This window comes from Rhizobium sp. LjRoot30 (assembly GCF_964253915.1).
In the GTDB taxonomy this organism is placed as follows: domain Bacteria; phylum Pseudomonadota; class Alphaproteobacteria; order Rhizobiales; family Rhizobiaceae; genus Metarhizobium.
This window is the reverse complement of record NZ_CAXUSG020000006.1, coordinates 329,392-353,977: the sequence shown is the minus strand read 5'-3', so window position 1 is coordinate 353,977 and position 24,586 is coordinate 329,392. Positions and strand designations below refer to the sequence as shown.

Below are 24,586 nucleotides of genomic sequence, written 5' to 3'. Positions count from 1 at the left end.
GCTCATGCCCTTGCCCTCCTGCCCACCAGGATGCCCGCCATCAGCACGACGAGGATCGCCAGCCCCTGGACGAAATTCTGCCATTCCGACGGCGTGCCGATGAAGAACACCAGCGAATTGATCAGGCCAATCGTCAGCGCACCGAGCAGCGAACCGACAACGGTTCCCCAGCCGCCGGCAAGCGCGCTGCCGCCCAGCACCACTGCCGCAACACTGAACAACGTCATCTTGCCGCCGACCAGCGGATCGCCGCTGGCCGTATCGCCGGTGACGCAGAATGCCGCCAGCGCCGAAAACAGGCCGCAGAGCAGGTAACCCTTGATCCGGATCGGCGTCACCGGAAGGCCGGTCTGGTAAGCGGCCTGCGCATCGTCACCGACGGAAAGAAGCTGCAACGCCAGCCGGGTGCGCGAGATGACGAACAGCAGGATGGCCAGCGCGGCGAGCACGTAGAAAACGAAGGGCAGGCCGAGAAGCTTGCTGCCGTAGGTGCGCCAGAACAGGGCCGGCGCCGGCGTGCCGGCCACCGGCATCACCCAGAGTGCAAAACCGGTGAAGAAGATGCTGGTCGCGAAGGTGGCGACAATCGCCTGCAACCGCAGGCCGGCCACGACGATGCCGTTGATCAGGCCGCAGACAAGCCCGGTCAGCACGCCGATACCGAGCGCGGCAAACACCGCCAGTCCTCCGCCGCCCATCTTTTCCATCAGCACGATGATGACGACGTTGACGAGCGAGACGACCGCGCCGGCGGAAAGATCGATATCGCCGGCGAAGATGACGTAGGTCTGGGCGATCGCCAGCATGATCAGTGCGAGATAAGTACTGATCAGTCCCGTCAGCGAGCGATAGCTCAGGCTGTTGGGCGAGAAGATGCCGTTGAGGGCCAGGAGAATGATCAGGATGCCGAGTGCCGGCAGGAACGGGTAGCGCTCGATCCAGCGCTTGAAGCCGCCCGATGTCGACGCTTTTGCGGTGCCGGTTTCAGCCATCACGCAGCCTCATAAGCAGCTTGGTAGAGATTGTAGCGCGTGCGATCCGCGCCGGTGAGTTCCCGCGTCACGGCGCCGCCGTTGAACACGAGGATGCGGTTGGCATTGCCGAGCAGTTCGGCATCCTCCGAAGAATACAGCAGGATCGCCATGCCTTCGGCGGCCAGCTGCCGGATCAGGTTGAAGAGATCGGCCTTGGCCGCAAGATCGATGCCCTTGGTCGGATCGTCGAGCAAAAGCACCTCCGGCCGCTCGATCAGCCAGCGGGCGATGACGATCTTCTGCTGGTTGCCGCCCGACAGCGAACCGATCGGGTGGGCAAGGCTTGCAAACTTGGTGTGCAAGGCGCCGAGCGCCGGCAAAACCTTGTCGCGCAGCGCCGATGGCCGGGCGAGCAGCAGGCGCTCCTTGAGATAATGGATCGGCGCCGCATTCTCGACGATTGGCCGGCCCTGGATGACACCGTCGCGGCCGCGGTCGCCGGAGACATAAGCAAGCCCACTGCGGATCGCCGAGCGCGGATTGGCCACCGCAAGCGAGCGGCCGGAAAGCTCCAGGTTGCCGGCGGAAATGATGGAGGCGCCGAACAACGCGCGCAGCACTGCCGATTGTCCCTGGCCATGCAGCCCGCCAAAACCGAGGATTTCCCCCGGCAGCACGTCGAAGCTGACATTGCGGAAACCCTTGCCGCTCAGATTGCGAACGGACAGCAGCGGCGTGCCCGCGCTCGGCCCGGTGGACGGCAGTTCATGCTCGGCGGACGGCAGGTCGCTGTGTTCGCCGACCATCAGGCGGATGAGCTCCGCCGGGTCGGTTTCCGACAGTTTCAGCGTCCTGATCGTCTCGCCGTCGCGGATGACGGTGGCGCGGTCGCCGATAGCGGTAATTTCGTCCATGCGGTGCGAAATGAAGATGATGCCACGGCCCTCGGTCTTCAATTGCCGCAGGATCTCGAAGAAGCGGTCGACCTGTGCCCGGTCGAGCGCCGAGGTCGGTTCGTCGAAGATGATCACCGGCGCTTCGCTCGATAGCGCCTTCATGATTTCCACCAGCTGCCGCTGGTCGGCGCGCAGGTTGCCCACCAGCGCTTCAGCCGAAAATCCTTCGCCGGCAACATCGGCAAACAGGGCGATGTAGCGGCTGGCGCGCTCTTCCAGCGCCGTGCGGTCGACGAAGATGCCGGATTTTCCGGGCAGGTCGGCCAGGCAGATGTTTTCCGCCACGCTGCGATGCTCGGAAAGGCTGAGCTCCTGGTAGAAGATGCCGATCCCCAGGGCCCGTGCCGCCTGCGGCCCGGAAATGGTCACCGGCCGGCCGTCGATCAGCACCTCGCCCTTGTCGGGGCGGACGCTACCGGCGACGATCTTACAGAGCGTGCTCTTGCCGGAGCCGTTGGAGCCGAGCAGCACGTGCACTTCGCCGGCTTCGATATCGAGGTCGCCCCGGCGTAGCGCCAGGGTCGCGCCGTAAGCCTTGCTTACGCCGCTGAGGGACAGCTTTGCCATGATGTTGTCCGTAGGAGCCTGGGAGCAAATCCGGCTGGAGCCGGTGCGGTCTGATGTCCGCATTTGCGCCGAAACAAAGATCTGGAACACATCCCAATGCAGGGAAAAACAGGTGCCCCAAGAGGAAAACTGCGCCGGAGCCATCGCATCCGGCGCAGGATCACGTGCAGCGCTTACTTGAAGAGCGCGGAAGCTTCGTCGATCGACAGGCTGCTGGTGTAGGAATAGTAGCCCGGCTTGCCGTCAAGCTGCTTGGCGGCATCGGCAACATTCTTGCTGTCGATGAAGGGGATCGGCAGGTACATGGCGTTCTTGTACTGGCCAGCCGTTGCCGGCTCCTTGAGTTCCTTGCCCTGCAGCATCAGCACGGCGACGTTCAGCGCGCTGGCCATGACGCCGGGCGGGTTGACGGTTGCGCCGGAGTTCAGCTTGTCCTTGATCCACAGGTCGATGAAGTCCTTGCGGATTTCGCCGGTTGCGGCGATCTGGCCGGTCTTGCCCGCATCCATGATCGTCTTCCAGGCGCCGGCCGCCATGCCGTCCTGCACCCACACACCGTTGATGTCAGGATAGGTAGCCAGGATGTTCTGCATGGCCTGCTGGCCCTGCGCCTGATCCCAGTTGGCGTTCACTTCGTTGACGACCTGGATATCCGGATGCTGGCTGAAAACGCTCTTGTAGCCGGCGACGCGCATTTCGTTGGCAGGATGGCCGGCAACACCGTTGATCGCCACGACCTTGCCCTTGCCGCCGAGCGTTTCGGACAGCCACTTGGCACCCGCCGCACCCCATGCCGTCTGGTCGATGCCGACGTAAACGGCATCCGGCGACGAGACTTCGGCGTCGGTGGCGACGACGAGGATGCCGGCTTCCTTCGCCTGGGCGAAGATCGGATCGAAGGCCGTCGGGCTGTTCGGGTTGATGATGATGGCGTTCACGCCTTCGCTGATGAAGTTGCGAACATGGGCGATCTGGCCGGGCACATCGACGTTGGCGCTCTGGACGACGACTTCGACGTCGACGCCCTTTTCTTTCCACGCCGCGGCCGCAGCCTTGGCTTCGTCGATCATCTGGGTACGCCACTCGCTGCCGACCCAGCCGTTGGACAGGCCGATCTTGAAGCTTTCGGCCGAAGCGCCCAGGGCGGAGACCGAAAGCGTTGCAACGGTAGCCAATGCGATTGCGATGAATTTCTTCATAAAGTCCTCCCAAACTTTGAATGAGAGGATGAAATCAGAAAATGAAATCGATTTCAATAGCCGTTTTCGCCGTTAACGGTAACTTTTCCGCGGTTCCGCAAAAAGCAGAAGGACCGCGTCGTCACGGCCCGGCCTCCTGCCGCTGCAAAGTCAGGCAAGCGCGAAAAGGATGGAGCGGGCCGGCAACTCACCGTCGCTTGCCAGCACCCCGGCGGCGGCCGGAGAAAGCGCGTAAAGGACCGGGCCGCGTATGCCGGGGCTTGGAAGCGTCCTGTCGGCAAAATTGGCCCGCAACTCCAGCCGGCTTTCGCCCAGCATCCAGTCCACGGCCACCAGCCCGTCCTCGGCCACGATGACCTGGCCGCTGTTTCCGCCGGCGGCCTGCAGCAGCGGCACGATGCGAGCGTGGCGCAGGGCAAGCAGTTCGCCGACCATCCCCAGCCAGGCCCGGCCATCCGGCGTGTCCCGCCGGGACCAGTCGAGGCGGGATTGACGGAATGTTTCCCGGTCGAGCGGATCGGGGATATCGTCGGCCGTCCGGCCCTCGGCAAAACCGCCGAATTTTTCCGCCTCGCCGCGCCGCCCTTCACGCACGCTTTCGCCCAGCGCCCCGTCCATGTCGCTGAAGAAAAGGAAGGGGGCGGTCTCACCATATTCCTCACCCATGTAAAGCAGCGGGATCTGTGGCGAGAGCAGCAGCATCGCCATCAGCAGCCGGATCACCGCCGGCTCTGCAAGCGTGGTCAGCCGTTCGCCGAAGGCGCGATTGCCGATCTGGTCGTGATTCTGGATGAAGTTGATGAAAACCGTGGGCGGCAGGTGGGCACTCGCTTCACCCAGAGGCCGGCCATCGCCGCTTTTCGGTATCTCGCCCTGATAGATGAACCCTTCCGCCAGCGCCCGGGCAAGCCTGCGCCAGCGGTCGTCGATGTAATTGCCGTAATATCCCCTGCCCTCGTCGGTGGCGATCACATGGGCGATGTGGTGAAAATCGTCGTTCCATTCGCCATCGTAATGGGGCGCATGACCGTGTTCGTCGCGCTCGTGCAGGGAGGTGATGTTGCGGGCATCCTCCGTCATGAGGTGGATATGGCGACCGGAAAATGTCGTCCTCACCCGTTCGGACAGTTCGATCAGGACATGCTTTTCCGACCCCTCGTCATGGATGCTGTCGATGGCATCGAAACGCAGCCCGTCGAGGTTGAACTCTTCCAGCCAATAGAGGGCGTTTTCGATGAAAAACGCCCGGACGGGTTTTTTCGTGTAGTCGATCGCCGATCCCCAGGGTGTGTTCCTGTCGGCATGAAAAAACTGCGGCGCGTAGTGATGCAGGTAGTTTCCATCCGGCCCGAAGTGATTGTAGACCACATCCAGAAAGACCATCAGGCCCAGGCGGTGTGCCGCATCGACAAAAGCCTTCATCGCCTCCGGCGAGCCGTAGTGGCGCTGCGGCGCATACGCAAACACGCCGTCATAACCCCAGTTCCGATCTCCCGGAAAATGCGCGACAGGCATGATTTCCACCGCCGTGATGCCGAGTGCCGCCAGATCCGGCAGCCGCGCCGCTGCAGCATCGAAGGTGCCCTCGGGTGTAAACGTGCCGATGTGCAGTTCGTAGATCACCGTCTCGCACCAGGGGCGGCCACGCCACTGCGGCACCTGCCAACGATAGGCCGTGGGATCGCTGACGACGGAGGGGCCGTGCTGGTCGATCGCCTGGGCACGGGCGGCGGGGTCGGGCACCACCACCCCATCCGGCATCACGAAGGAATAGTGCGATAACGGATCCACCCGCGGCACGACGGTTTCGAACCAGCCGTCATCGCGCCCGACCATCGGCTTGTCCGTGCCACCGAGCCGCAGCGATACCGATGGCTGCTGCGGCGCCCAGATGCGGAAAAGCACATTGCCATCGTCGAGGATCTCGGCGCCCCAACTCTTGCGGAACCGGCGAAGCCGCTTCTCGGCAGCATGAACAGATGAAGGGAAGACGGTCGATGAATTTTCCATGCGGTCTCCGTGTTCTTTCCGTCTGTCTGAAGAAACAGCGGCCCCGTGTGATTGTTCCGCCCGTTCGATTGTCGCCTCTAGGCATCCTCGCCAAGCTCGGCCAATAATTGTCGACGGGCGCGGTTGAGGCGGCTCTTGACGGTGCCGATCGCACAGTCGCAGATTTCGGCAGCGGCCTCGTAGCTCTCGCCGAGCACCACCACCAGCGTCAGGATCTCGCGATACTGGTGCGTCAGCTTGGCAAAGGCGTCTTCCACCTCGCGGGCACGAATGCTCCACTCCTGCGTCGCATCGAGGGAAAGCATCTCGTTGGAGCAATTCTCCAATCCCGGCACCTCGCGGTTCTTCACCTTGATGCGGGTATAGAAGGTGTTGCGCATGATGGTGAACAGCCAGGACTTCAGCCGGGTTCCGGGTTCGAACTTGTCGAGATTTGCGAGCGCCTTGAGAAGAGTTTCCTGAACGAGATCGTCGGCATCGACGGGATCGCGGCAAAATGTTCGCGCAAAGGCGCGCAGAGCGGGAATAAGCTTGACGATATCGTCACGTGCAACGTCGCCGCTCGGTTGTAAATCGGACACCGGTTTTACCTCTCCAGCGCAATATCGGGAAGTGACGCTAGTCAACGTCGCGGCTTCGGATTTGGTTCCCTGTCCCTGTTCCGCTCAAGGCCAAGTTTTCGCAGCGCAATGCTGGATCAAGTCAATGGCGATAAAAGCGGAATGAAACGGTTGTCGGCCGATCCGGCAGCGCCCCGGATTTGCTTTGGCAACGCTTTGCAATATGCTGGTTCGCACAGATGATGGGCCTGAAATGACGACGACCGACAAAGATGAAAACGACGTGGTGAGCCAGGAAGTGGCGCTGCTGCTCAAGGAAATCGAAAAGGAGCCGGTGCCGGACCGGCTGCTGCTGTTGGCAAAACAACTGCAGAAGGCCCTGAACGACAGGAAGGACCGGCAATAGGCCGAAGCGCCATCCACGAATCTGGCCAGGCCCCAAAGGACAGTAGCAATCTCCTGTAGCCAATCCTGCCATCCCGATGCGAGCACGCTTTTGACCTCTTCTTCGAGCAGCAAGGCCGATGACACGCTCAAGGCCTTCTTCGACCGCGATGCCGTCGAGGTCGCCCGTGAACTGATCGGCTGGCAGGTCAGCGTCGAGGGCGTCGGCGGCATCATCGTCGAAACGGAGGCGTACCGGCCGGACGACGAAGCCTCACACAGTTTCCGCGGCCGGACAAACCGCAACGCCGCCATGTTCGGGCCCGCCGGGCATGCCTATGTCTATCGCTCCTATGGCATCCACTGGTGCCTGAATTTCGTCTGCCTGCCGGGAAGCGCCGTGCTGATCCGCGCATTGCAGCCTACGCTCGGGCTTGCCGACATGCAGCGGCGCCGGGGGACGGACGACCTGCGCAAACTCTGCTCAGGCCCCGGAAAATTATGCGCCGCCCTGGGCGTGGACATCACCCGGGACGGAATGGCGCTCGGTTCGCCGCCTTTTCTGCTGACCGCCGGACGAGCGGAGCATGTGTTGTCGGGCCCCCGGATCGGCATCAGCCGCAATGTCGCTGCGCCATGGCGCTTCGGGCTGGCCGGCTCGGCTTTCATCAGCCGCACGTTTGCCAAGTCGTCTTCCTGACCGCGAAAATCGCCGGAACATTGCATCGGCCTGCGAGTTTGATCCTGGCAACACCCCCCCACAGGAGAAAATCAATGGCGGACAAAACCCTCGACGATCTTTTCTATGAAACCCTCAAGGATATCTATTACGCCGAACGCAAGATCCTCAAGGCGTTGCCGAAGATGGCGCGCGGCGCCCAGAACGAAAAGCTGCAAGCGGCCTTCCTCAAGCATCGGGACGAAACCGAGACACATGTCGAGCGTCTGCAGGAGGTCTTCGAGAAGATCGGCAAGCGCGCTCGCGCCAAGACCTGCCCGGCCATCGACGGCATCGTCGAGGAAGGCGAGGAGATCCTGGAGGCGTTCAAGGGTTCGCCGGCCATCGATGCCGGCCTTCTGGCGGCTGCCCAGGCTGTCGAGCACTACGAGATCAGCCGCTACGGCACGTTGAAGGCGTGGGCCTTGCAGCTCGGCCACGACGATGTCGCCAAGCTTCTCGACAAAACGCTGCAGGAAGAAGCGACAACCGACGAAACATTGACCAAGCTCGCAGAGACCGCCGTCAACGGCGCAGCCAAGCAGCGCGCCGCCTGACGACTTGGTGCGTCCGCGAAAGCGGACGCACCTTCCGCCGGACAATTGCAGCAGAAAAAATGCCGGCCGTGCAAAACACGGCCGGCATCAAAACCAATGGAGCAACGGTGATCAGCTTGCGCGTTTCTCACCCTGGCGGGAATTGGCGCCGGTCACGGCGATGCGCATCATGTCGCCCTTCACGGTTTGGCAGCGCAGCACGATGCGTTCATGCTGCTTGACGCGCGCGGCATGCTCGTTTGCAGCCCTCACCGCCAATTCGTAGTTCGGGTAAATCGCAGACTGGTAGCCGTCCATGACGAACATCCAGCCATTGTCCTGCGGCAAGACATCACAAAAATGTTGGTTCATTTTTTCCTCCCATGGCAACAGAATTCCCCAGCCGGCCGATTGTTCCCGACGCACTGCACAATTTTTTCATGGATTAGGTGATTGCAGCAACTTTCCGCGCTTTCCAATCCGTCACGCGTGTGGAACTATCGGCATTGCGTCGTCGTTTAACGTGCTGTCCATACGGGGAGATCGATCCATGGCGGAAACCGTGTACGAACGAGTTAAAAAACGAGCCTACGAAATCTGGGAAGAAGAAGGCAGGCCCTGGGGTCGGGATGCCTTGCATTGGGAACGTGCCAACCGCGAGATCGCCGATCAGACGGAAACGGAAACACCCGTTCGAGTAGCATCGATTATCGAGGAAGCGCCGTCCGAGGTCATTGATGCCGACGTCAAGGCGCCGGTAAAACGCCGCGCCAAAAAAGTCGCCGTCTGAAACCTGAAACCATGCGTTGCGTACTCCAGGCGCCCGCTTTGCGGGCGCTGTCGTTTATTGACCAGTTGACGGCGGGGAATCCGCCGTGATTTAATTATCCTGCAGCGGAACGGTTTGTGTCTGTCCTCGTTATGTCCTGGCGAGCGGTGAGTTTCGGTCTGCCTTTGCTTTTCCCGGCCTGTTGCTGGAACTGCGTTATTCGTTTGCGCTTCACAGATTGTTTTGTGTGCAGGCGGCTCCCCGGAGCCCGCTGATGCAAGGGGATGCGGCATTCATGAAGATACTCTCGGTTACTTCGGAAATATTCCCACTGATCAAGACCGGCGGCCTGGCCGATGTCACCGGCTCCTTGCCGAAATTCCTGAAGGCCTGCGGCGTCCATACCAAGACCCTCGTGCCCGGATATCCGACGGTCCTGCGCAAATTGAAGGCGATGGAGCCGCTTGTCGTCTTCGACGAGGTGTTCGGCGAACCGGCAACCCTATTGCAGGGCCGGCATGGCGACCTCGATCTTCTCGTGCTGCATGCGCCCGGCCTGTTCGATCGGCCAGGCGGCCCCTATGTCGATGACGGCGGCAACGATCATCCCGACAACTGGCGCCGGTTCGCGGCCCTTTCCGTCGTCGCTGCCGAAATCGCCGGTGGCCTGCTGCCGCACTGGCAGCCGGATGTGGTGCATACCCATGACTGGCAGTCCGCCCTGACATCCGTCTACATGCGATACGGCAAGGGCCGCGACATTCCCTGCGTGCTGACCGTCCACAACCTGGCATTCCAGGGGCAATTCCACGCCGGCATCCTCGAACACCTCGGCCTGCCTCCCGATGCAATGAACATCAACTGCCTCGAATATCATGGCGATATCAGCTTCCTGAAGGGCGGCCTGCAGACGGCCGACGCCATCACCACCGTCAGCCCCACCTATGCCCGCGAAATCCTGACGCCGGAATTCGGCATGGGGATGCAAGGCGTGCTCGGCGAGAGGCGGCCGGACCTGCTCGGCATCGTCAATGGCATCGATCCGGAGATGTGGGACCCGGCAACCGATCCCGCGCTTGTCGCCAACTACGATTACCTCGGCCTCAAGTCGCGCCGGACCAACCGGCGGAGGGTGGAAGAGGAATTCGGTCTGCACCACGACGACAGCCTGCTGTTTGCCGTCGTCAGCCGGCTGACCTGGCAGAAGGGCCTCGACATGCTGGCCGAAGTCGCCGACGACCTGGTGGCGAGCGGCGGCAAGCTGATCGTGTTCGGCAAGGGCGATCGTTACATCGAGAACATGTTGGCCGGTGCCGCAGCCCGCCATCCCGGCCGGATCGCCGTGCGCATCGGTTATGACGAGCCGACGGCGCACATGATCCACGGCGGCGTCGATTCCATCGTCCAGCCATCCCGTTTCGAACCCTGCGGCCTGACGCAGCTCTACGCCCTGCGATACGGCAGCGTGCCCGTGGTGTCGCGCACCGGCGGACTGGCGGAAACGATCATCGATGCCAATGACGCCGCGGTATCGGCACGGGTCGCCACCGGCTTCCAGTTCCATCCGATCGACAAGGAAGGCCTGCGTCTGGCGCTGCATCGTGCCTTCGCCGCCTATCGCGACCCGCGCCGCTGGGCGCGGTTGCAGCACCAGGGCATGAAGGCGCATTTTTCCTGGGACCGCAGCGCCCAGCAATATGCATCGCTTTATGGCTCGCTGCTCGCCCGCCGCAACCCCTTGCTGAACTGGGCTATAAAGGCCACCGGCTGATATCCGTTTTGGACAACAAAAAGGGCGGGTGCCTTGCCCCGCCCTTTTTGTTGTCGAGCTCATGTGCCCGCATGGAGGCCGTAGCCATGCCTCAAGCCCGGCGGAAAAGCGCCAGGCTGCGGTTTTCCATTTCGAAGACGTCGTCCGTCGAGAACATCTCGCCGTGCCGCGTCGTATCGGTTGTGCAGAGTTCCAGTGCCCAGGTCCCGCTGTGCGATGCCGGCAAGACGAACGGCACCGTGCCGTCATGCGGGTTGAAGAGCACCATCACCTCCGTCCAGGTGTCGGTATCGCCGTCATCGCCGTTCATCGACAGCTGCACCCCGATCGTCGTGCCGCCCGGATCATCCCAATGTTCCTGCGACTGCTCGCCGCCATTGCAGTTAAGCCACGTGACGATCATGCCGTCCCGCCAGCTGTCGCGGCGGAAGATCGGCTGCTCGGCGCGAATCGTCGTCAGACGCCGCACGAAATTGCGCAGGATCTCCGCCGATGGCGGCAGGTTCTCCCAGTGCAGCCAACTCAACTCGCTGTCCTGGCAGTAGCCGTTGTTGTTGCCCATCTGGCTGCGGCCGAATTCGTCGCCGCCGAGCAACATCGGCGTGCCGTGCGACAGAAGCAGCGTTGCCAGGAAATTGCGCTTCTGGCGGTCGCGGGCGGCATTGATCGCCTCGTCCTCGGTCGGACCTTCCGCACCGTAGTTGAAGCTGCGATTGTGATCGTGGCCGTCCTTGTTGTCCTCGCCGTTCGCCTCGTTGTGCTTCTCGTTGTAGGAAACGAGATCGTTGACGGTGAACCCGTCATGGGCGGCGATGAAGTTGACACTCGCCCACGGGCGACGGCCGCGCAGATCGTAGATATCGCCGGAGCCCAGCACGCGCGCCGCAAAGTCCGGGGCGGTGCCGTCGGTATCCAGCCAGTATTCGCGCACGGTGTCGCGGTACTTGTCGTTCCACTCCGCCCAGCCGGGCGGAAAGCCGCCGAGCTGGTAGCCGCCGGGGCCGACATCCCAGGGCTCGCCGATCAGCTTCACCTTGGACAGGACGGGATCCTGCGTCATCACGTCGAAGAAGCCGCCGCGCTGGTCGAAACCTTCCGGCTCGCGGCCAAGGATGGTGCCGAGATCGAAGCGGAAACCGTCGACATGCATGTGCTCCACCCAGTAGCGCAAGGAATCGGTGATGAGCTGCAGCACGCGCGGATGCGAGGTGTTGACGGTGTTCCCGGTACCGGTGTCGTTGATGTAATAGCGGTGATCGGTCGGCATCGTCCGGTAATAGGAGAAATTGTCGATGCCCTTGAAGGACAGCGTCGGGCCGAGTTCGTTGCCCTCGGCCGTGTGGTTGTAGACGACGTCGAGGATGACCTCGACGCCCGCATCGTGGAAGGCGCGAACCATGGCGCGGAAGCCATCGACGCCATTCGGGCCGAAATAGCGGGAGGCCGGGGCGAAGAATGCGAGCGTGTTATACCCCCAGTAGTTCTTCAGCCCCCTGTCGATCAGATAGGAATCGTCGGGAAATTCGTGGACCGGCAGAAGCTCGACACTGGTGATGCCCAATCCCTTGATGTAATCGACCGCCGCCTTGTGGCCCATGCCTTCATAGGTTCCGCGCAGCTCCTCGGGAATGTTGGGGTTCAGCTGGGTGAAGCCTTTGACGTGGGTTTCATAGATCACCGTCTGCGACCAGGGGATGTTCGGCTTCACGTCGCCGCTGGCATCGTAGGTCGAGGGATCGACGACGCGGCATTTCGGCATGCCGGCGGCGCTGTCGCGCTTGTCGAAGGTCAGGTCCTTGTCCTTGTGCAGTAGGTCGTAGCCGAACAGCGCTTCTGACCATTGCAGCGGGCCGACGAGCTGGCGGGCGTAAGGATCGATCAGCAGCTTGTTCGGGTTGAAGCGGTGGCCATTGCCGGGATCATACGGGCCATGAACACGATAACCGTACAGCGCTCCCGGCTTCAGGCCGGGAACGAAGCCGTGCCAGATCTCGTTGGTGAATTCCGGCAGCGTCAGCCGGGCGATTTCGGTCTGGCCGCGGTCGTCGAAAAGGCAGAGTTCCACCCGTTCGGCATGCGCTGAAAACAGGGCGAAGTTGACGCCGTCGCCCTGCCATGTTGCGCCCAGTTCGGTCCAGCTTCCGGATTGGATCGAATAGCCGCCATTCATCGATGTCATGAAGAAAAACCCCCGAATTCTGTTCGGCAGGTTAAGTCCTCACGGCCCGCTTGGTTCCGCTGCAGTGCAAAAAATTCAACCGGACCGCATCGGCACCCGTCATGCGGGCGCGGCCGATGCCAGGCGCTTCCAGATCGGCGTCATCGCCTCGACGATATCGCGGTGCAGGGCATAACGGCGATCGTACAGCGCCTTCAGCTGCGGATTGGGCTGATAGCTGCGGACCACCTCGGTCATGGCCGCCGCACCGGCCTCGAAACCGCCGAACAGGCCGACGCCGATGCCGGCGGCAATCGCCGCGCCCAATGCGCCGGTCTCCCGCGACCGCGCCACGGAAACGGGCACGCCCAGCACGTCAGCAAAAATCTGCGGCCAGACGGCACTGCGCGAGCCGCCGCCGGAGAGGATCGCCTCGTCGAAACGCGCGCCGGCGCGCCGAAGATTGTCGATATGCCAGCGGTGCCCGAAGGCGACGCCTTCGAAGACCGCGTGCAGCAGATGCGCCTTGGTGTGCCAGCCGCCGACGCCGTAGAAGCCGGCCCGGGCGTTGCCATCCTGCTGCGCGCCGTACACATAGGGATGATAGTGCGGATTGTCGTCGGCGGGCGCCACCGAACCCACCAGTTCGCTGCAGACCTCGAAGGGCGAACGGCCGTCCGGCCGCTCGTCGGCAAAAAATTCCCGCACGATCCATTCCAGGTTGGCCGCAGATGTCGCGCTCGATTCGATCGCCATGTAGCGCTCGTGGTCGAAGCTCGACGACATGAACACCGGGCCGTCCAGGGCCGGCCGGTCGATGACTACCTGGTTGATGCTCCAGGTGCCGGCGATGATCGACGCAGCACCGGTGCGCGCCACGCCGGAGCCAAGCGCGCTGGCGATGACATCGAAAAGCCCGGCAACGACGGGCGTGCCCGCCTTCAACCCGGTTTCCGCCGCAGCCTTGTCGCTGACATGCCCGGCGATCTCAGCGCTTTCCAAGAGCCGCGGCAGGGTATCGAATGCCTCTTCCAGCCCGTAGGCCTGCATCAGCGGCCGGTCGTAGCGCCGCTCCGCCACATGCAACAGCCCGCAGCCGATCATGTCGGAGACCTCGCTGACCCGTTCGCCGGTCAGCCGGTTGACGATGAAATCCTTGCAGAGGAACACCGTGCCGATCTTCGCAAACATCTCCGGCTGGTGCCGCTTGAGCCACGCCATCAAGGTCGGCGTCTGCGCCGGCCAGGGGCGTTGCTGGCCGATGGGATAGGTCCGGTCGCCAACGCCCGCAGCCTGCCATTCCTCGACCAGCGCCGAAGCGCGCGTGTCGATCGACTGGATGCCGAGCAGCGGATCGCCAGCCTTATCAAGCGCATAGAGGCCGTTGCCGTGGCCGGCGCAGCCGATGGCGGCGATGTCGGCCGGTGAGATGCCGGCCTGTTTCAGGCAGGAGGCGATAACCAGGCGGGCATTCTGCCAGAGTTCGTCGAGACCGCGTTCGACATGGCCCGGCCGCGGCATGCGGCTGTGGCCTTCTTCCGCGGCAGCGGCGATCTCCTTGCCCTGCAGATCGAAGATCACCGCCTTGATGACGGTGTTGCCGGCATCGAGCCCCAGCAGATACTCACCCATATGCGCCTCCTCCCAAAGGTCTTCGCTGGCCTATCAGCCCTTCTGATACAGTTCAAAGGCCTCTGCGCCACCGGCATCGTCATGGATGATCGCCATCAGCCCGCGCACGACGGCGCTGGGATTGGCATGCTGGTAGATGTTACGGCCGTAAACCATACCCTTGGCGCCCTGCGCCATCAGCGCGGCCGACTTATCGAACACCGCGCGCAGGTCTTCCTTGCCGCCGCCGCGGACGAGCACGGGGCAACGCGCCGCCTGCACGACGCGGTGGAAATCCTCCGGATTGGTGGTCGGGTCGGCCTTGATGACATCGGCGCCCATTTCGCTGGCAAGCCGCGTCAGCGTCACGATCTTTTCCGGATCGCCATCGACCATGTAACCGCCGTGTTCGGCAACGGGGAGCATCGCCAGCGGCTCGATCATCAGCGGCATGCCGTATTTTTCGCAATCGGCGCGGACGCGGGCGATGTTCTGCACGCACTGGCGGAACAGGTCGGGCTCATCCGGCAACATGAACAGATTGACGACGACGCAGGCCGCATCCATCTGCAGCGCGCCGACCAGCGGTTCGGCCTCGTTCTGCATCACCGCCCACATGGAGCGGTGGCGGATCTTGTTGTAGGGGTTGCCCATGTCGAGACGCATCACCAGCGCCGGTTTGTCCTTGCTTTCGATCGACTGCAGGATATCGGCAGCGCCGTAGCTCATCTGGATCGCATCCGGATTGGCCGCCACCAGCGCCTTGACGACGCCTTCCATGTCTTCCAGACCGGAAAGGAAACTCGGTTCGTTGCAGACGCCGTGATCGATGGCCACGTCCAGGCAGCGGCCACCGCCGAACAGCCGGTTCATGCGGGCCTTGTGATTGGTTTTCATGTTCAGTCTCCTTGGGAGTTGCGTGCGATAAGGGTTTCTGCGGAAACGCCGTGGCGTTCGGCCATGAGGTCGAGGAAGAGCATCCGCTCCGCCGCGCGGCGCTCGTCCGGCCACTGTCGCTCGGCAGCAAGCAGATCGAGAATGGCGTCGACAACCTGCATGGACACCTCACCGGTGATGGCCAGAGTCGTGCGGCGCAGGATGATGTCGCCCGGATGTTCGACCGCCTCGTTGCGGATGAGATACAGAATTTCTCGCCGTGAATAGGCCGCGCCCGGCAGCGGCGCATCGTTTCCTTCGGCGATAAATGCCGCAATGGCTTCTGCCCTTGTGCCATACCGGCGGAAAAGCAGTTCCGCCTGCGCCAATGTCAGCCGATGGTTTTCCGCCAGCCGCGCCACCCAGTCATTGCTGTTGGTGGGATAATCGCGGCCGCCGCCGATGGCCCGCTCCGTGGTCTCGATGCGACGCGGCAAGGCCAGCCGTTCCAGCACCATGTCGGCAGCCAGTTCGCCGAAGGAGCGGAACGTCGTCCACTTGCCGCCGATCATGCACAGCACCGGCTGCTCGCCTTCGATGACGGTGCAGAAATGATCGCGCGGGATGCGGCCGGTAAAACTGTCGTTGCTGGCCGGCAGCGGCCGCACGCCGGCAAACTGGAAGACGATCTCCTCCGGCCGGATGCGGATCTCCGGCAGGACGAAGGCCAGCGATTGCAGGATATAGTCGCGCTCATCCGCCTCGCAACGCACCACCTCAGGATTGTCGACGCGGATATCGGTCGAGCCGATCAGCACCTTGCCGAGATAGGGAAACAGGATGCAGATCCGGCCATCCTCGTTTTCATAATAGATCATGTGATCGCCGAGCGCCGTCTTCAGCGCTTCGTTCTCGACGATCAGGTGCGAACCCTTGGTGCCGCCCATCAACGGCCGGTCCGATTTCGTCTTCAGTTCCGTGTTGGTCAGGTCGATCCAGCCGCCAGTGGCGTTGACGATCATTTTTGGCGTGACGGCGACGGCCTCACCGGAAATCTTGTCCGTCACTACCAATCCGCCATCCGGCCCACGGCTGGCCTCGGCATAATTCAGAGCTCGCGCACCGGCATGCGCCGACAGGCCGTCCTCCAGCAACTCGATGCCGATACGTTCGGGATGGCTTACCCATGCATCGTAATAGGTCGCCGAATTGCGGATCGACGGATTGAGCGCCGGCCATTTTGCCAACGTTTCCCGCCGGCTGCGGAACTGGTGCTGCGGCATCATCCGCCGCGCCTTGGTGAAGAAGTCGTAGATGCTGAGGCCTGCCTTGATGACCACGGCGCCGCGGCGGCTCGGGCGCCGGGTAAGGCCGAGGAAACGCACGATGCCGTTGCCGATGCCGGAGAAAAAATCAAAGATCGGCACCGTCGTCGGCAGCGGCCCGACATAGTGCGGCGCGTTGGCCAGCAGCCGGTCGCGCTCGAACAGCGATTCCTTCACCAGCTTGAACTCGCCATTTTCCAAGTATCGCAGACCGCCATGAACCATGCGTGACGGGGCAGCGCTGGCGCCGGAACAGAAATCGTGGCGCTCGACAAGCAGCACGTCGACGCCCTGCAGCGCCAGTTCGCGGAAGACGCTGACACCATTGATGCCGCCGCCGACCACCAGCACGTCCACCTGACCGCGGACGCGGAGTTCATCCATCACATGTTTGCGGTTCATGACCTGTCGTCCGGTCCTTATGAGTCCATCTGCGCCAGCCGACCGGCAATCGCCGTGTCGATCAGACCGCGCTCGTCGTCGCTCAGCCGGATGGTTCCGGCGCGGGCATTGTCGAGTGCCTGGCGCGGGTTGCGGGCGCCGCAGAGCGCGAAGGTGATGCCCGGCTGCGCCAGCGTCCAAGCGATGACGATCTGGGCGATGCTCGCCTGATGGGCGTCGGCAACGGGGCGGATATCGGCGGAGAAGGCCGCGACCTTCTCCCGGTTGGCAACGGAGAAGCGTGGATTGTCGCGACGCTGGTCGTCGCCTTCGAACACCCGGTCCGGCCCGATCACGCCGGACAGCAGGCCGAGCGCCAGCGAGGAATAACTCAGCGTCGCAATGCCTTCCCGCGTCGTCACCGGCAGCAGCTCCGCCTCGATTTCGCGGTCGATCATGCTGAAGCGCTCCTGGATCGCATCCAGCCCGCCGATCCGCGCATAGTCTTCCAGTTCGGTGCGGCTGACATTGCTGGCGCCGATGGCGCGGATCTTGCCTTGCTTGCGCAGGTCTTCCAGCGCCTGCATCGTCTCGGCAATCGGCGTCGTCGGGTCCTGCCAGTGGGTGATGTAGAGGTCGATGTAATCGGTGCCGAGCCGTTTCAGGCTTTCCTCCACCTCGTGGAAGATCGCATCGCGGCCGAGATAACGGTGCACCGGCTTGCCGTCCTGATCGAAGAAATGCCTGCCCTTCTGCGTGTGCCAGACGAGGCCGCATTTGGTGGCGATCACCGCCTTGTCACGCCGGCCGGCCAGCGCCTTGCCGACGATCTCCTCGGAGCGGCCGAGGCCATAGGCCGGCGCGGTGTCGATCAGCGACACGCCGGCATCGAGCGAGGCCTGGATCGCGGCAATCGATTCCTTCTCGTCGGTGCCGCCCCACATCCATCCGCCGATGGCCCAGGTGCCGAGGCCGACGGCCGATGCGGTAACGCCGGATTTGCCGATGTCGCGAGTGATCTGAGAGGCGGTCATGCTGAAACTCCGTGAGCAAGATCAAGGATGCGGGCGCTGGTGCTTTCGTCGGTCACCAGCGTATCGAGATGGCCGCCGCGCATGACGCTGAGGATCGGCCCGGCCTTGTTCGGACCGCTGGCAACGCCGATCTTGGTGGGGATCGAGGCGAATTCGTCAAGCGTCAGGGAAACCAGCGAGCGGTTGAGGCTGTAGTCGCAGACGGCACCGCCGGCATCGAGCAGGTGGGCGAGCAATTCGCAGCTTGCCCCAGAGCGCTCGATCGCGGCGCGATCTGTCGCGGAAGACGGATGCAGGTCGTAGTAGCTCGAATCGTCGCTCATGATCGAACCGATGCCGACGACTGCGAGGGTTGCTTCGCGGGCCAGACGGAAGACGTTCGAGACCGAGCGCATGTTGATCAGCATCTCGCGCTGGTCGGCATCGTCGGCGAAGAGCGGCGCGTGGATCTGGTAGGCCCGGCCGCCGAGCTTGTCGGCCATCAGCGTCGCGACGTGGTTGACGTCGGTATAGTGCTTGCCCTGGACGCAGCCGGTCGCCGGAATGACCTCGACGTCGTAGCGCCGCGTCGGCTTCAGCCCGGCGACGACGGCGCTGACGCCCTTGCCGCCGGTGATGCAGATGGTGTCACCGTCCTTGATCGTATCGAGCAGCAGCCGCGCCGCCGCCTCGCCGGTCGCCTGCAGCGAAAGCTGCGGATTGTCGGAGACGGTCGGCACCACCACGGCACGATCGATGCCACCCAGCGCCAGAAGCTGTTCTTCCATATCGACAAGCTGTTCGACCGGCGACTTGATCTTGATCTCGACGAGGCCGAGCTGCCGGCCGCGCTTGATCAGCCGGTTGACGGTGGCATGCGAGATGCCGAGCCGGTCGGCGATCTGCGCCTGCGTCAACCCTTCGAGGAAGTGCAGCACGAGCGCCTGGTGCATCTGCCGCGCGATGACGATTTCTTCGCGGGGGCCGGAGGAGCCGGCGGGTTTCTTCACGAGCTTGCCGATGGCCATGCTCAGGCCTTTCGCTTGTGCAGGAAGTGGTCGATGGACACGGCCGCGAGCAGGATGCAGCCCTTGATCATATCCTGCCAGTAGACGGAGACGTCGAGCAGGATCAGCGACGAGGTGACGACCGAGAGCAGCGCGATGCCGAGGATGGCGCCGAGGATGGTGCCCGAGCCGCCATTGAGCGACGCGCCGCCGATGACCGCCGCGGCGATGATGTTCAGCTCCATGCCGACGCCGAAGGTTGGCGTCGCGGCACCGAAGCGCGACATGTAGATGACGCCTGCGACACCGGCGAGCGTCGAGCACATCACCGTCACCCAGAATTTTACCTGCTTGGTCTTGATGCCGGAATATTGCGCCGCCTTCTCGTTGCTGCCGGTATAGAACACCTTGCGGAAGGCGGTGGCGCGGCGCAGCAGGAAATCGAAGACGACAACGACGGCGACGAAAATCAGGATGACATAGGGCACGCCGTAGAACGTCCCCTGCCCCACTGCCTTGAAGGCCGGCGGCATGGTGAACAGCGACAGCGGCGTTCCCTTGGTGATGATCAGGCAGAGGCCGCGCACGATGACCATCGCCGCCAGCGAGGTAATGAAGTGGTTGAGCCCGACCACGGTGACGAAGAAGCCCATGATCGCCCCGATCGCCGCACTGGCGAGGATGCCGAGCAGCGATGCGCTCCACGGATCCAGCCCGAGAAGGAACAGCGAGCCGGCAAACACCATGGCGAAGCAGACCACCGAGCCGACGGCCAAATCGATACCGCCGACGATCAGCAACACCGTCATGCCGACGACGACGATGCCTTCCACCGAGAAGGACATCAGCATCGCCCGGAAATTGCCGAGCGTCAGGAAATGCGGCGACGCGAACGTCATGATCACGCACAGTGCCAGGATGATGGCGATCAGTCCCGCCTCGCGCATGGAACCGAGCCGGCGCCACGAAGAGACCCGCTCCTCGCCGCCTGCCAATGTATCGACTGCCATCTTCGTCTCTCCCTTATCCTTCTCAGACATGCGCGGACGCCCGCCGTTCGTTGTCCGCCGTCTCCATGGCGACACCGGAGGCCAGTCGCATGACGTTTTCCTCAGACATGTCCTCTCCCGTCAGTTCGCCGGCGATATGCCCCTCCCGGATCACCGCCACCCGGTCGCAGAGGCCGAGCAATTCCGGCAGTTCCGACGAGATCACCACGATGCCGATGCCGGTTTCGGCAAGCTCGCGCAGAAGCCGATGGATTTCCGACTTGGCGCCGACATCGATGCCGCGCGTCGGCTCGTCCATCAGGATGACTTTCGGATTGACCGACAGCTGCTTGGCAATCGCCACCTTCTGCTGGTTGCCGCCCGAGAGCGACGAGACCGGGTAATCGATGCCGCCCATGCGCACGCCGAGTTTTTTGGTGAAATCCCGGGCGAGGTCCGCCTCCGCCCGGGCGTTCAGCAGCCCGAAGGCTGTCGTCAAGCGCTTCAGGTCCAGCGCCGAAATGTTCTTCGCAATCGACAAGTCAAGGAAAACGCCCGACCCCTTGCGGTCCTCCGAGAGGTAGACGATGCCGCTCTTCACCGCGTCCGCATAGGAGCCGATCTTTTGCGGCACGCCGTGCAGCAGCACGCCGCCCGTCGTCACCGGCCGCAGGCCGCAGATACCTTCGGCGATCTCCGTCCGCCCGGCGCCGATCAGGCCGCCAATGCCGAGGATTTCGCCCTTGCGCACATCGAAGCCGATCTTCGAGAAGCGGGTACCGTCGCCGAGATCGCGGACAGAAAGGATGACTTCGCCCGGCGGCTCGGACAATTTCGGCGGATAGAGTTGGGTGATTTCGCGACCGACCATGCGGCGCACGACATAATCCGCATCGACGTCCTTGATCGGGTCGGTCGAAACATAACGCCCGTCGCGGAACACCGTCACCCGGTCGCAAAGGCTAAAAATCTCCGCCATGCGGTGGCTGATATAGATGATGGAAATTCCCTGCGCCTTCAAATCGCGGATGATGCCGAACAGCACCTTGGCTTCCGATTCCGTCAGCGCCGCCGTCGGTTCGTCGAAGATCAGCACGCGGCAATCGAGCGTCAGCGCCTTGGCGATCTCGACCAGTTGCTGGTTGGAAATCGACAACGTCGAAACCTTGGCATCGACGGGGATCGGCGCCAGGCGATGCATGATCTGCTGCGCCTGTCGGTTCAGCTCGCGATAATTCATCATCGGCGCCTTGCGCAGGCTGGTCGCCGCCATGAACATGTTTTCCGCCACCGACACGTCGGGGCACAGCGCGATTTCCTGATGCACCAGGCCGATGCCGAGTTTTTGCGCCGTTGCCGGAGAGGCGATGCGCACGACATTGCCCTCGAAACGGATCTCGCCTTCACTCGGCTGCAGCACGCCGGCGATGATGTTCATCAGGGTGGACTTGCCGGCGCCGTTTTCGCCGCACAGGGCATGGATCTCGCCGCGCTCCAGCGCAAAATCGACGCCGGACAGTGCTTTCACGACACCGAAGTGTTTGGAAACGTTGCGGATTTCCAGAACTGGACCGCTTCCGGCCGAAACCGTCGATGCCATCGGGGTACTCCTCGCCTTCTCATGTCCGGATCGTCGGCGGATGGAGCGGGCCGAAACGGCCCACCCCAAGCCGCCGAACGACGGACTTACTCCTCGATACCCTTCGTACCACGACGCTTCAGGTACTTGTCCCAATAAAAATCATCGGCATTTTCGGCCGTGACGATCGACAGGCCGTTGTCGACGAAGGGAACGCTCATCGGGTTGAAGCCGGAGCGCTTGGCATCGTTCATCGGGTCGATGAGTTCCGGATGCTTGGCGAGCCACAAGAGCATGAAGCCCATGTAACCCTGCATGCCCTGGTTCGGGTTGATCGAACCGAAGACTTCGCCGGCCTTGATCATATCGAGGATGTTGGCGTTGACGTCGGCGCACATGACGAGCACCTTGCCGCCGCTTTCCTTCGAGGCCTGGGCCGCGCCGATCGCCGAGTTGGCTTCCGGCATGAAGACGGCGCCGAGGTTCGGGTTCGCCTGGATGATGCTGAGCAGGCCCTGATAAGCCTTGGTCGGGTCCTGGTTCGACGCAGCGCGGCCGACCAGCTTCATGTCAGGCCACTTTTCTTCCATGCGGCCGATGAAGGCGGCGATGCGCTTGTCGTGGTTGTCCTGGCCGGGGTTTTCCAGAACCGCATATTCGCCCTTGCCGCCCAGCTTCTCGGCCAGCGCGTCGGCGGCGTAGATGCCCTCGCGGGTGTTGTCAGACGTGATGAACGAGATGCGCTTCGACAGCGGCGAGTCCGCAGCAAACGTGACGACCGCGGTGCCCTGGTCGATGGCGCGGTTGATCGGCTCGATGAACGGATCGGAGTTCATCGGATGGACGAGAATGCCGGCCGGGTTCTGCGCCAGGGCCTGGTCGAACGTGGCGATCTGCTTGTTGACGTCATATTCCGGCGTGCCGGTATAGGCCGTTTCGCAGCCGAACTGCTTGCCGGCCTGCTTGAACATCTCATAGACCGGGAACCAGTATTCGACGCCGGAAACCATGACGTTCATGACGTATTTTTCGCCCGGCTTGCAGCGGAACGGGTTTTCGGTTTCCTGAGCCGACGCCGTGCCGGACAATAGGGTGGCTGCCAGGGCCGCGGTTGCGGCCATGCTGAAAAATGTGCGCAAATGTCCTCCTCGAGGCCGAAGCCCCTCCCAAAAATAACCTCGGCGCTTTGCGCCTGATCTGTGGAACCGCGGGTTCTCCTCGATCCGCGGTGAAGGCAAATTGCGCGGTTCCGCCCATGTTGTCAATATAATTCACGCAATGAAATATATTTCATATCATCCGTGCCGGGAGCGATTGTGCACCCAAACCGCCGCTCCGAATAATTGGCCGGGCCAAAGCGTTCTCGAAATAGTAAGGTCGAAACCTTGAAAGCACCAATGCAGTGCTTTATATATTTTGCCATGGGTACGAAGCTTAAAGCCGCCGTCACGCTTGTCCTTCAACTCGCTGAAAAGGAGCGGGGGATGCTTGATGAAACCCTGCATGCCTATCGCCAGGCCATGGCGATTCTGGACCGCACAAGGGGTGCCAACCTGGTGGCATTGCATGAGGCGGCCTATGAAGAAATCAGGACGAAGACTGGGCTGCCGTCGCGAATGGCAACCCTCGCACTGCGCGATCACAGTCGCCGCCGGGCGGATGAAACCGTCTCGGATATCCCGCTCGATGCCAAGCTGTTTGCGGTCAAAGGCCCGGATAGCGTCAGCATCGCCACCGTCGCCGGGCGCATCGTCGTGCCCTACGCGGTCAGCGGTTATCGCAGCGGCTGGAGCGATTTTGCCGAGGCGCGGCTGGTTTTCGATGGAAATTCGATCCGCATACAGGCCGGCATCCAGTCCGGCTTCCAACCGAACAAGGAGGCTTCCATGACCAATGAAGGTATTCTTGCCCGGCTCGGGCGTGTCATCGCCGGTGTCGTCAACAATGCAGTCGATACTGCAGAGGCATCCAACCCGACGGCCGTTGCCCAGCAGGCCGTACGCGAAATCGGCAAGATCGCCGAGGAGGCACGCACGGCGCTCGGCGTCGCCGTCGCCGCGGGCCATCGCCTGAAAGCCAAGTCCGGCGATCTCGATGCCGAAATCCAGGATCTCGACGACAAGATCAAGGTCGGGCTGGAGAATGGCCGCGAGGATCTCGCCCGCGCCGCCACCGGCCTGCAGATCGATCTCGAGGCGCAGCGCGAGGCCCTGTCCAAGGCCATCCTCGAAAATGCCGCCGAAATCGCCGAGGCGGAAGCAACGTTGCGCAGCATCGCATCGGCCCGCGCCGATGCGCAGAAGCGCCTTGAGGATGCCCAACGGGCCGAACGGGCGGTGCCGACATCGGCGGCGACACCGTCGCAGCGCAACGATCGCCGCCTGGCGGATGCACTCGATGCCGTCCATCGGGTCACCGGCGTTCCCGCCAAGCCGACAGACGGCGCGGCCGAAGTCGAGGAGTTGGGCCGGATGCAGCGTCAGAACGCCATCGAGGCGCGTCTGAAAGCCTTCAAGGAAGGTCAGCGCTGATGGACGGTGTCGTTCAACCCGGTACGGCGCCTTTCTGGATCGCGTTGCTGACGGTGGCGGGTCTCGGCATCGTCGAGCTTGTCTCCGTTCTGCTCGGCGGCTCGGCCTCCGGGTTGATCGACGATGGGCTCGGCCATCACGGCCACCATGTTCCCGATCACTCCGAAGCCGGCCTGCTGGGCGGCTGGATGTCCTGGCTGAATGCGGGCGGCGTGCCGATCCTCGTTCTAGCGGTCATCCTGCTCTCGGCCTTTGCCGCGGCCGGCTTCGCGATCCAGGCGATGTGGACCAACATGACGGGCGGCCCGATGCCGCTCTTTGCCGCGATGACAGGCGCGGTGGCGGCGGCAATCCCCGTCACCCGCTGGGGCAGCAACGGCATCTCGAAAATCATACCGCGCGACGAGACCAGCGTCGTCGAGCAGGCCGATTTCATCGGCCTCATCGGCATCGTGACCCTGGGGCCGCTCGACCAGGGCAATCCCGGCACCGTCCGCGTCAAGGACCTGCATGATAACATCCATACCCTGCGCGCTTGCGCGGCACCCGGCCACGTCATCCAGACGGGAGCACAGGTGCTGATCGTCGATGGCGCGAAAGGCCTTTTCCAAGCCATTCCGGCGCCGCCGGAACTGGACAATTCCCACACTGAGAATCACGGGGGCTAAACGA

At 62.9% G+C, this 24,586-nt stretch carries 22 protein-coding genes; 7 read left to right on the top strand and 15 right to left on the bottom strand.

Annotation, left to right across the window (positions count from 1 at the left end; translation table 11 throughout):
- Positions 1 to 2: 2 nt before the first annotated feature.
- From ACSQ3I_RS15140 to ACSQ3I_RS15120, 5 genes are all read right to left on the bottom strand, one after another.
- The gene (locus ACSQ3I_RS15140; RefSeq protein ID WP_436000213.1) at positions 3 to 992 is read right to left on the bottom strand and encodes an ABC transporter permease; all 990 of its coding nucleotides are present in this window, start codon (positions 990 to 992) and stop codon (positions 3 to 5) included.
- Positions 992 to 2,497, bottom strand: a complete 1,506-nt coding sequence (locus ACSQ3I_RS15135; RefSeq protein WP_436000211.1) for a sugar ABC transporter ATP-binding protein — start codon at positions 2,495 to 2,497, stop codon at positions 992 to 994. The genes ACSQ3I_RS15140 and ACSQ3I_RS15135 overlap by 1 nt, the downstream gene beginning before the upstream one ends.
- Positions 2,498 to 2,670: 173 nt before the next feature.
- Positions 2,671 to 3,696, bottom strand: coding sequence for an ABC transporter substrate-binding protein (locus ACSQ3I_RS15130; RefSeq protein ID WP_436000209.1), 1,026 nt, complete (start codon positions 3,694 to 3,696; stop codon positions 2,671 to 2,673).
- A gap of 150 nt (positions 3,697 to 3,846) precedes the next feature.
- Positions 3,847 to 5,706, bottom strand: coding sequence for a malto-oligosyltrehalose trehalohydrolase (treZ, locus tag ACSQ3I_RS15125; protein ID WP_436000208.1), 1,860 nt, complete (start codon positions 5,704 to 5,706; stop codon positions 3,847 to 3,849).
- Between the two features lie 77 nt (positions 5,707 to 5,783).
- Positions 5,784 to 6,287 (bottom strand): sigma-70 family RNA polymerase sigma factor, encoded by a 504-nt coding sequence (locus ACSQ3I_RS15120; protein ID WP_436000206.1) that lies wholly within the window; start codon positions 6,285 to 6,287, stop codon positions 5,784 to 5,786.
- Positions 6,288 to 6,519: 232 nt separating this feature from the next.
- On the opposite strand from ACSQ3I_RS15120, the gene ACSQ3I_RS15115 reads away from it, so the two are divergent.
- From ACSQ3I_RS15115 to ACSQ3I_RS15105, 3 genes are all read left to right on the top strand, one after another.
- The gene (locus ACSQ3I_RS15115; protein ID WP_436000204.1) at positions 6,520 to 6,672 is read left to right on the top strand and encodes a hypothetical protein; all 153 of its coding nucleotides are present in this window, start codon (positions 6,520 to 6,522) and stop codon (positions 6,670 to 6,672) included.
- A gap of 90 nt (positions 6,673 to 6,762) precedes the next feature.
- Complete coding sequence (locus tag ACSQ3I_RS15110) at positions 6,763 to 7,350, top strand: DNA-3-methyladenine glycosylase (protein ID WP_436000203.1); 588 nt, start codon at positions 6,763 to 6,765, stop codon at positions 7,348 to 7,350.
- A 74-nt stretch (positions 7,351 to 7,424) separates the two neighbouring features.
- The gene (locus ACSQ3I_RS15105; protein WP_436000202.1) at positions 7,425 to 7,925 is read left to right on the top strand and encodes a ferritin-like domain-containing protein; all 501 of its coding nucleotides are present in this window, start codon (positions 7,425 to 7,427) and stop codon (positions 7,923 to 7,925) included.
- A 111-nt stretch (positions 7,926 to 8,036) separates the two neighbouring features.
- Here the strand turns inward: ACSQ3I_RS15105 and ACSQ3I_RS15100 are convergent, their stop codons facing one another.
- Positions 8,037 to 8,276, bottom strand: a complete 240-nt coding sequence (locus tag ACSQ3I_RS15100; protein WP_436000200.1) for a hypothetical protein — start codon at positions 8,274 to 8,276, stop codon at positions 8,037 to 8,039.
- Between the two features lie 178 nt (positions 8,277 to 8,454).
- On the opposite strand from ACSQ3I_RS15100, the gene ACSQ3I_RS15095 reads away from it, so the two are divergent.
- Complete coding sequence (locus tag ACSQ3I_RS15095; protein ID WP_436000198.1) at positions 8,455 to 8,694, top strand: DUF2934 domain-containing protein; 240 nt, start codon at positions 8,455 to 8,457, stop codon at positions 8,692 to 8,694.
- A 274-nt stretch (positions 8,695 to 8,968) separates the two neighbouring features.
- Positions 8,969 to 10,444, top strand: a complete 1,476-nt coding sequence (gene glgA, locus ACSQ3I_RS15090) for a glycogen synthase GlgA (protein WP_436000196.1) — start codon at positions 8,969 to 8,971, stop codon at positions 10,442 to 10,444.
- A gap of 91 nt (positions 10,445 to 10,535) precedes the next feature.
- Here glgA and glgX read toward each other — a convergent pair whose 3' ends face one another.
- The 9 genes from glgX to ACSQ3I_RS15045 form a co-directional block, all read right to left on the bottom strand.
- A complete protein-coding gene (gene glgX / locus ACSQ3I_RS15085) occupies positions 10,536 to 12,623 on the bottom strand; it encodes a glycogen debranching protein GlgX (protein ID WP_436000195.1) in 2,088 nt (695 codons plus the stop codon).
- 99 nt (positions 12,624 to 12,722) lie between these two features.
- Positions 12,723 to 14,234 (bottom strand): FGGY-family carbohydrate kinase, encoded by a 1,512-nt coding sequence (locus ACSQ3I_RS15080; protein WP_436000193.1) that lies wholly within the window; start codon positions 14,232 to 14,234, stop codon positions 12,723 to 12,725.
- Positions 14,235 to 14,267: 33 nt separating this feature from the next.
- On the bottom strand, positions 14,268 to 15,110 hold the full coding sequence (locus ACSQ3I_RS15075) for a class I fructose-bisphosphate aldolase (protein ID WP_436000192.1): 843 nt from the start codon (positions 15,108 to 15,110) through the stop codon (positions 14,268 to 14,270).
- 2 nt (positions 15,111 to 15,112) lie between these two features.
- Positions 15,113 to 16,816: an FAD-dependent oxidoreductase gene (locus ACSQ3I_RS15070; RefSeq protein ID WP_436000191.1), complete on the bottom strand. Its 1,704-nt coding sequence runs from the start codon at positions 16,814 to 16,816 to the stop codon at positions 15,113 to 15,115.
- 17 nt (positions 16,817 to 16,833) lie between these two features.
- Positions 16,834 to 17,829 carry an aldo/keto reductase gene (locus tag ACSQ3I_RS15065; protein ID WP_436000189.1) on the bottom strand — a complete coding sequence of 332 codons (996 nt, stop codon included), beginning with the start codon at positions 17,827 to 17,829 and terminating at the stop codon, positions 16,834 to 16,836.
- The gene (locus tag ACSQ3I_RS15060; RefSeq protein ID WP_436000187.1) at positions 17,826 to 18,836 is read right to left on the bottom strand and encodes a sugar-binding transcriptional regulator; all 1,011 of its coding nucleotides are present in this window, start codon (positions 18,834 to 18,836) and stop codon (positions 17,826 to 17,828) included. Before ACSQ3I_RS15060 ends, ACSQ3I_RS15065 begins: the two co-directional genes overlap by 4 nt.
- A 2-nt stretch (positions 18,837 to 18,838) precedes the next feature.
- A complete protein-coding gene (locus tag ACSQ3I_RS15055; protein WP_436000185.1) occupies positions 18,839 to 19,825 on the bottom strand; it encodes an ABC transporter permease in 987 nt (328 codons plus the stop codon).
- Positions 19,826 to 19,847: 22 nt separating this feature from the next.
- Complete coding sequence (locus ACSQ3I_RS15050) at positions 19,848 to 21,404, bottom strand: sugar ABC transporter ATP-binding protein (protein WP_436000183.1); 1,557 nt, start codon at positions 21,402 to 21,404, stop codon at positions 19,848 to 19,850.
- 86 nt (positions 21,405 to 21,490) lie between these two features.
- Positions 21,491 to 22,522, bottom strand: coding sequence for a substrate-binding domain-containing protein (locus ACSQ3I_RS15045; RefSeq protein WP_436000181.1), 1,032 nt, complete (start codon positions 22,520 to 22,522; stop codon positions 21,491 to 21,493).
- 345 nt (positions 22,523 to 22,867) lie between these two features.
- Between ACSQ3I_RS15045 and ACSQ3I_RS15040 the strand changes: the two genes are divergently transcribed.
- The gene (locus ACSQ3I_RS15040; protein WP_436000179.1) at positions 22,868 to 23,914 is read left to right on the top strand and encodes a PspA/IM30 family protein; all 1,047 of its coding nucleotides are present in this window, start codon (positions 22,868 to 22,870) and stop codon (positions 23,912 to 23,914) included.
- Entirely contained in the window at positions 23,914 to 24,582 is a 669-nt protein-coding gene (locus tag ACSQ3I_RS15035; RefSeq protein ID WP_436000177.1) for an OB-fold-containig protein, read from the top strand. Before ACSQ3I_RS15040 ends, ACSQ3I_RS15035 begins: the two co-directional genes overlap by 1 nt.
- Positions 24,583 to 24,586: the final 4 nt, after the last annotated feature.

What these genes read in the sequence shown, in the direction of transcription:
- ACSQ3I_RS15035 (WP_436000177.1), top strand. Translation starts at nt 23,914, where the DNA reads ATGGACGGTGTCGTTCAACCCGGTACGGCGCCTTTCTGGATCGCGTTG.
- ACSQ3I_RS15055 (WP_436000185.1), bottom strand. Translation starts at nt 19,825, where the DNA reads ATGGCAGTCGATACATTGGCAGGCGGCGAGGAGCGGGTCTCTTCGTGG.
- ACSQ3I_RS15100 (WP_436000200.1), bottom strand. Translation starts at nt 8,276, where the DNA reads ATGAACCAACATTTTTGTGATGTCTTGCCGCAGGACAATGGCTGGATG.
- treZ (WP_436000208.1), bottom strand. Translation starts at nt 5,706, where the DNA reads ATGGAAAATTCATCGACCGTCTTCCCTTCATCTGTTCATGCTGCCGAG.
- ACSQ3I_RS15080 (WP_436000193.1), bottom strand. Translation starts at nt 14,234, where the DNA reads ATGGGTGAGTATCTGCTGGGGCTCGATGCCGGCAACACCGTCATCAAG.
- ACSQ3I_RS15050 (WP_436000183.1), bottom strand. Translation starts at nt 21,404, where the DNA reads ATGGCATCGACGGTTTCGGCCGGAAGCGGTCCAGTTCTGGAAATCCGC.
- ACSQ3I_RS15140 (WP_436000213.1), bottom strand. Translation starts at nt 992, where the DNA reads ATGGCTGAAACCGGCACCGCAAAAGCGTCGACATCGGGCGGCTTCAAG.
- ACSQ3I_RS15130 (WP_436000209.1), bottom strand. Translation starts at nt 3,696, where the DNA reads ATGAAGAAATTCATCGCAATCGCATTGGCTACCGTTGCAACGCTTTCG.
- ACSQ3I_RS15070 (WP_436000191.1), bottom strand. Translation starts at nt 16,816, where the DNA reads ATGAACCGCAAACATGTGATGGATGAACTCCGCGTCCGCGGTCAGGTG.
- ACSQ3I_RS15075 (WP_436000192.1), bottom strand. Translation starts at nt 15,110, where the DNA reads ATGAAAACCAATCACAAGGCCCGCATGAACCGGCTGTTCGGCGGTGGC.
- ACSQ3I_RS15060 (WP_436000187.1), bottom strand. Translation starts at nt 18,836, where the DNA reads ATGGCCATCGGCAAGCTCGTGAAGAAACCCGCCGGCTCCTCCGGCCCC.
- ACSQ3I_RS15065 (WP_436000189.1), bottom strand. Translation starts at nt 17,829, where the DNA reads ATGACCGCCTCTCAGATCACTCGCGACATCGGCAAATCCGGCGTTACC.
- ACSQ3I_RS15105 (WP_436000202.1), top strand. Translation starts at nt 7,425, where the DNA reads ATGGCGGACAAAACCCTCGACGATCTTTTCTATGAAACCCTCAAGGAT.
- ACSQ3I_RS15135 (WP_436000211.1), bottom strand. Translation starts at nt 2,497, where the DNA reads ATGGCAAAGCTGTCCCTCAGCGGCGTAAGCAAGGCTTACGGCGCGACC.
- ACSQ3I_RS15115 (WP_436000204.1), top strand. Translation starts at nt 6,520, where the DNA reads ATGACGACGACCGACAAAGATGAAAACGACGTGGTGAGCCAGGAAGTG.
- ACSQ3I_RS15095 (WP_436000198.1), top strand. Translation starts at nt 8,455, where the DNA reads ATGGCGGAAACCGTGTACGAACGAGTTAAAAAACGAGCCTACGAAATC.
- glgX (WP_436000195.1), bottom strand. Translation starts at nt 12,623, where the DNA reads ATGACATCGATGAATGGCGGCTATTCGATCCAATCCGGAAGCTGGACC.
- ACSQ3I_RS15040 (WP_436000179.1), top strand. Translation starts at nt 22,868, where the DNA reads ATGCTTGATGAAACCCTGCATGCCTATCGCCAGGCCATGGCGATTCTG.
- glgA (WP_436000196.1), top strand. Translation starts at nt 8,969, where the DNA reads ATGAAGATACTCTCGGTTACTTCGGAAATATTCCCACTGATCAAGACC.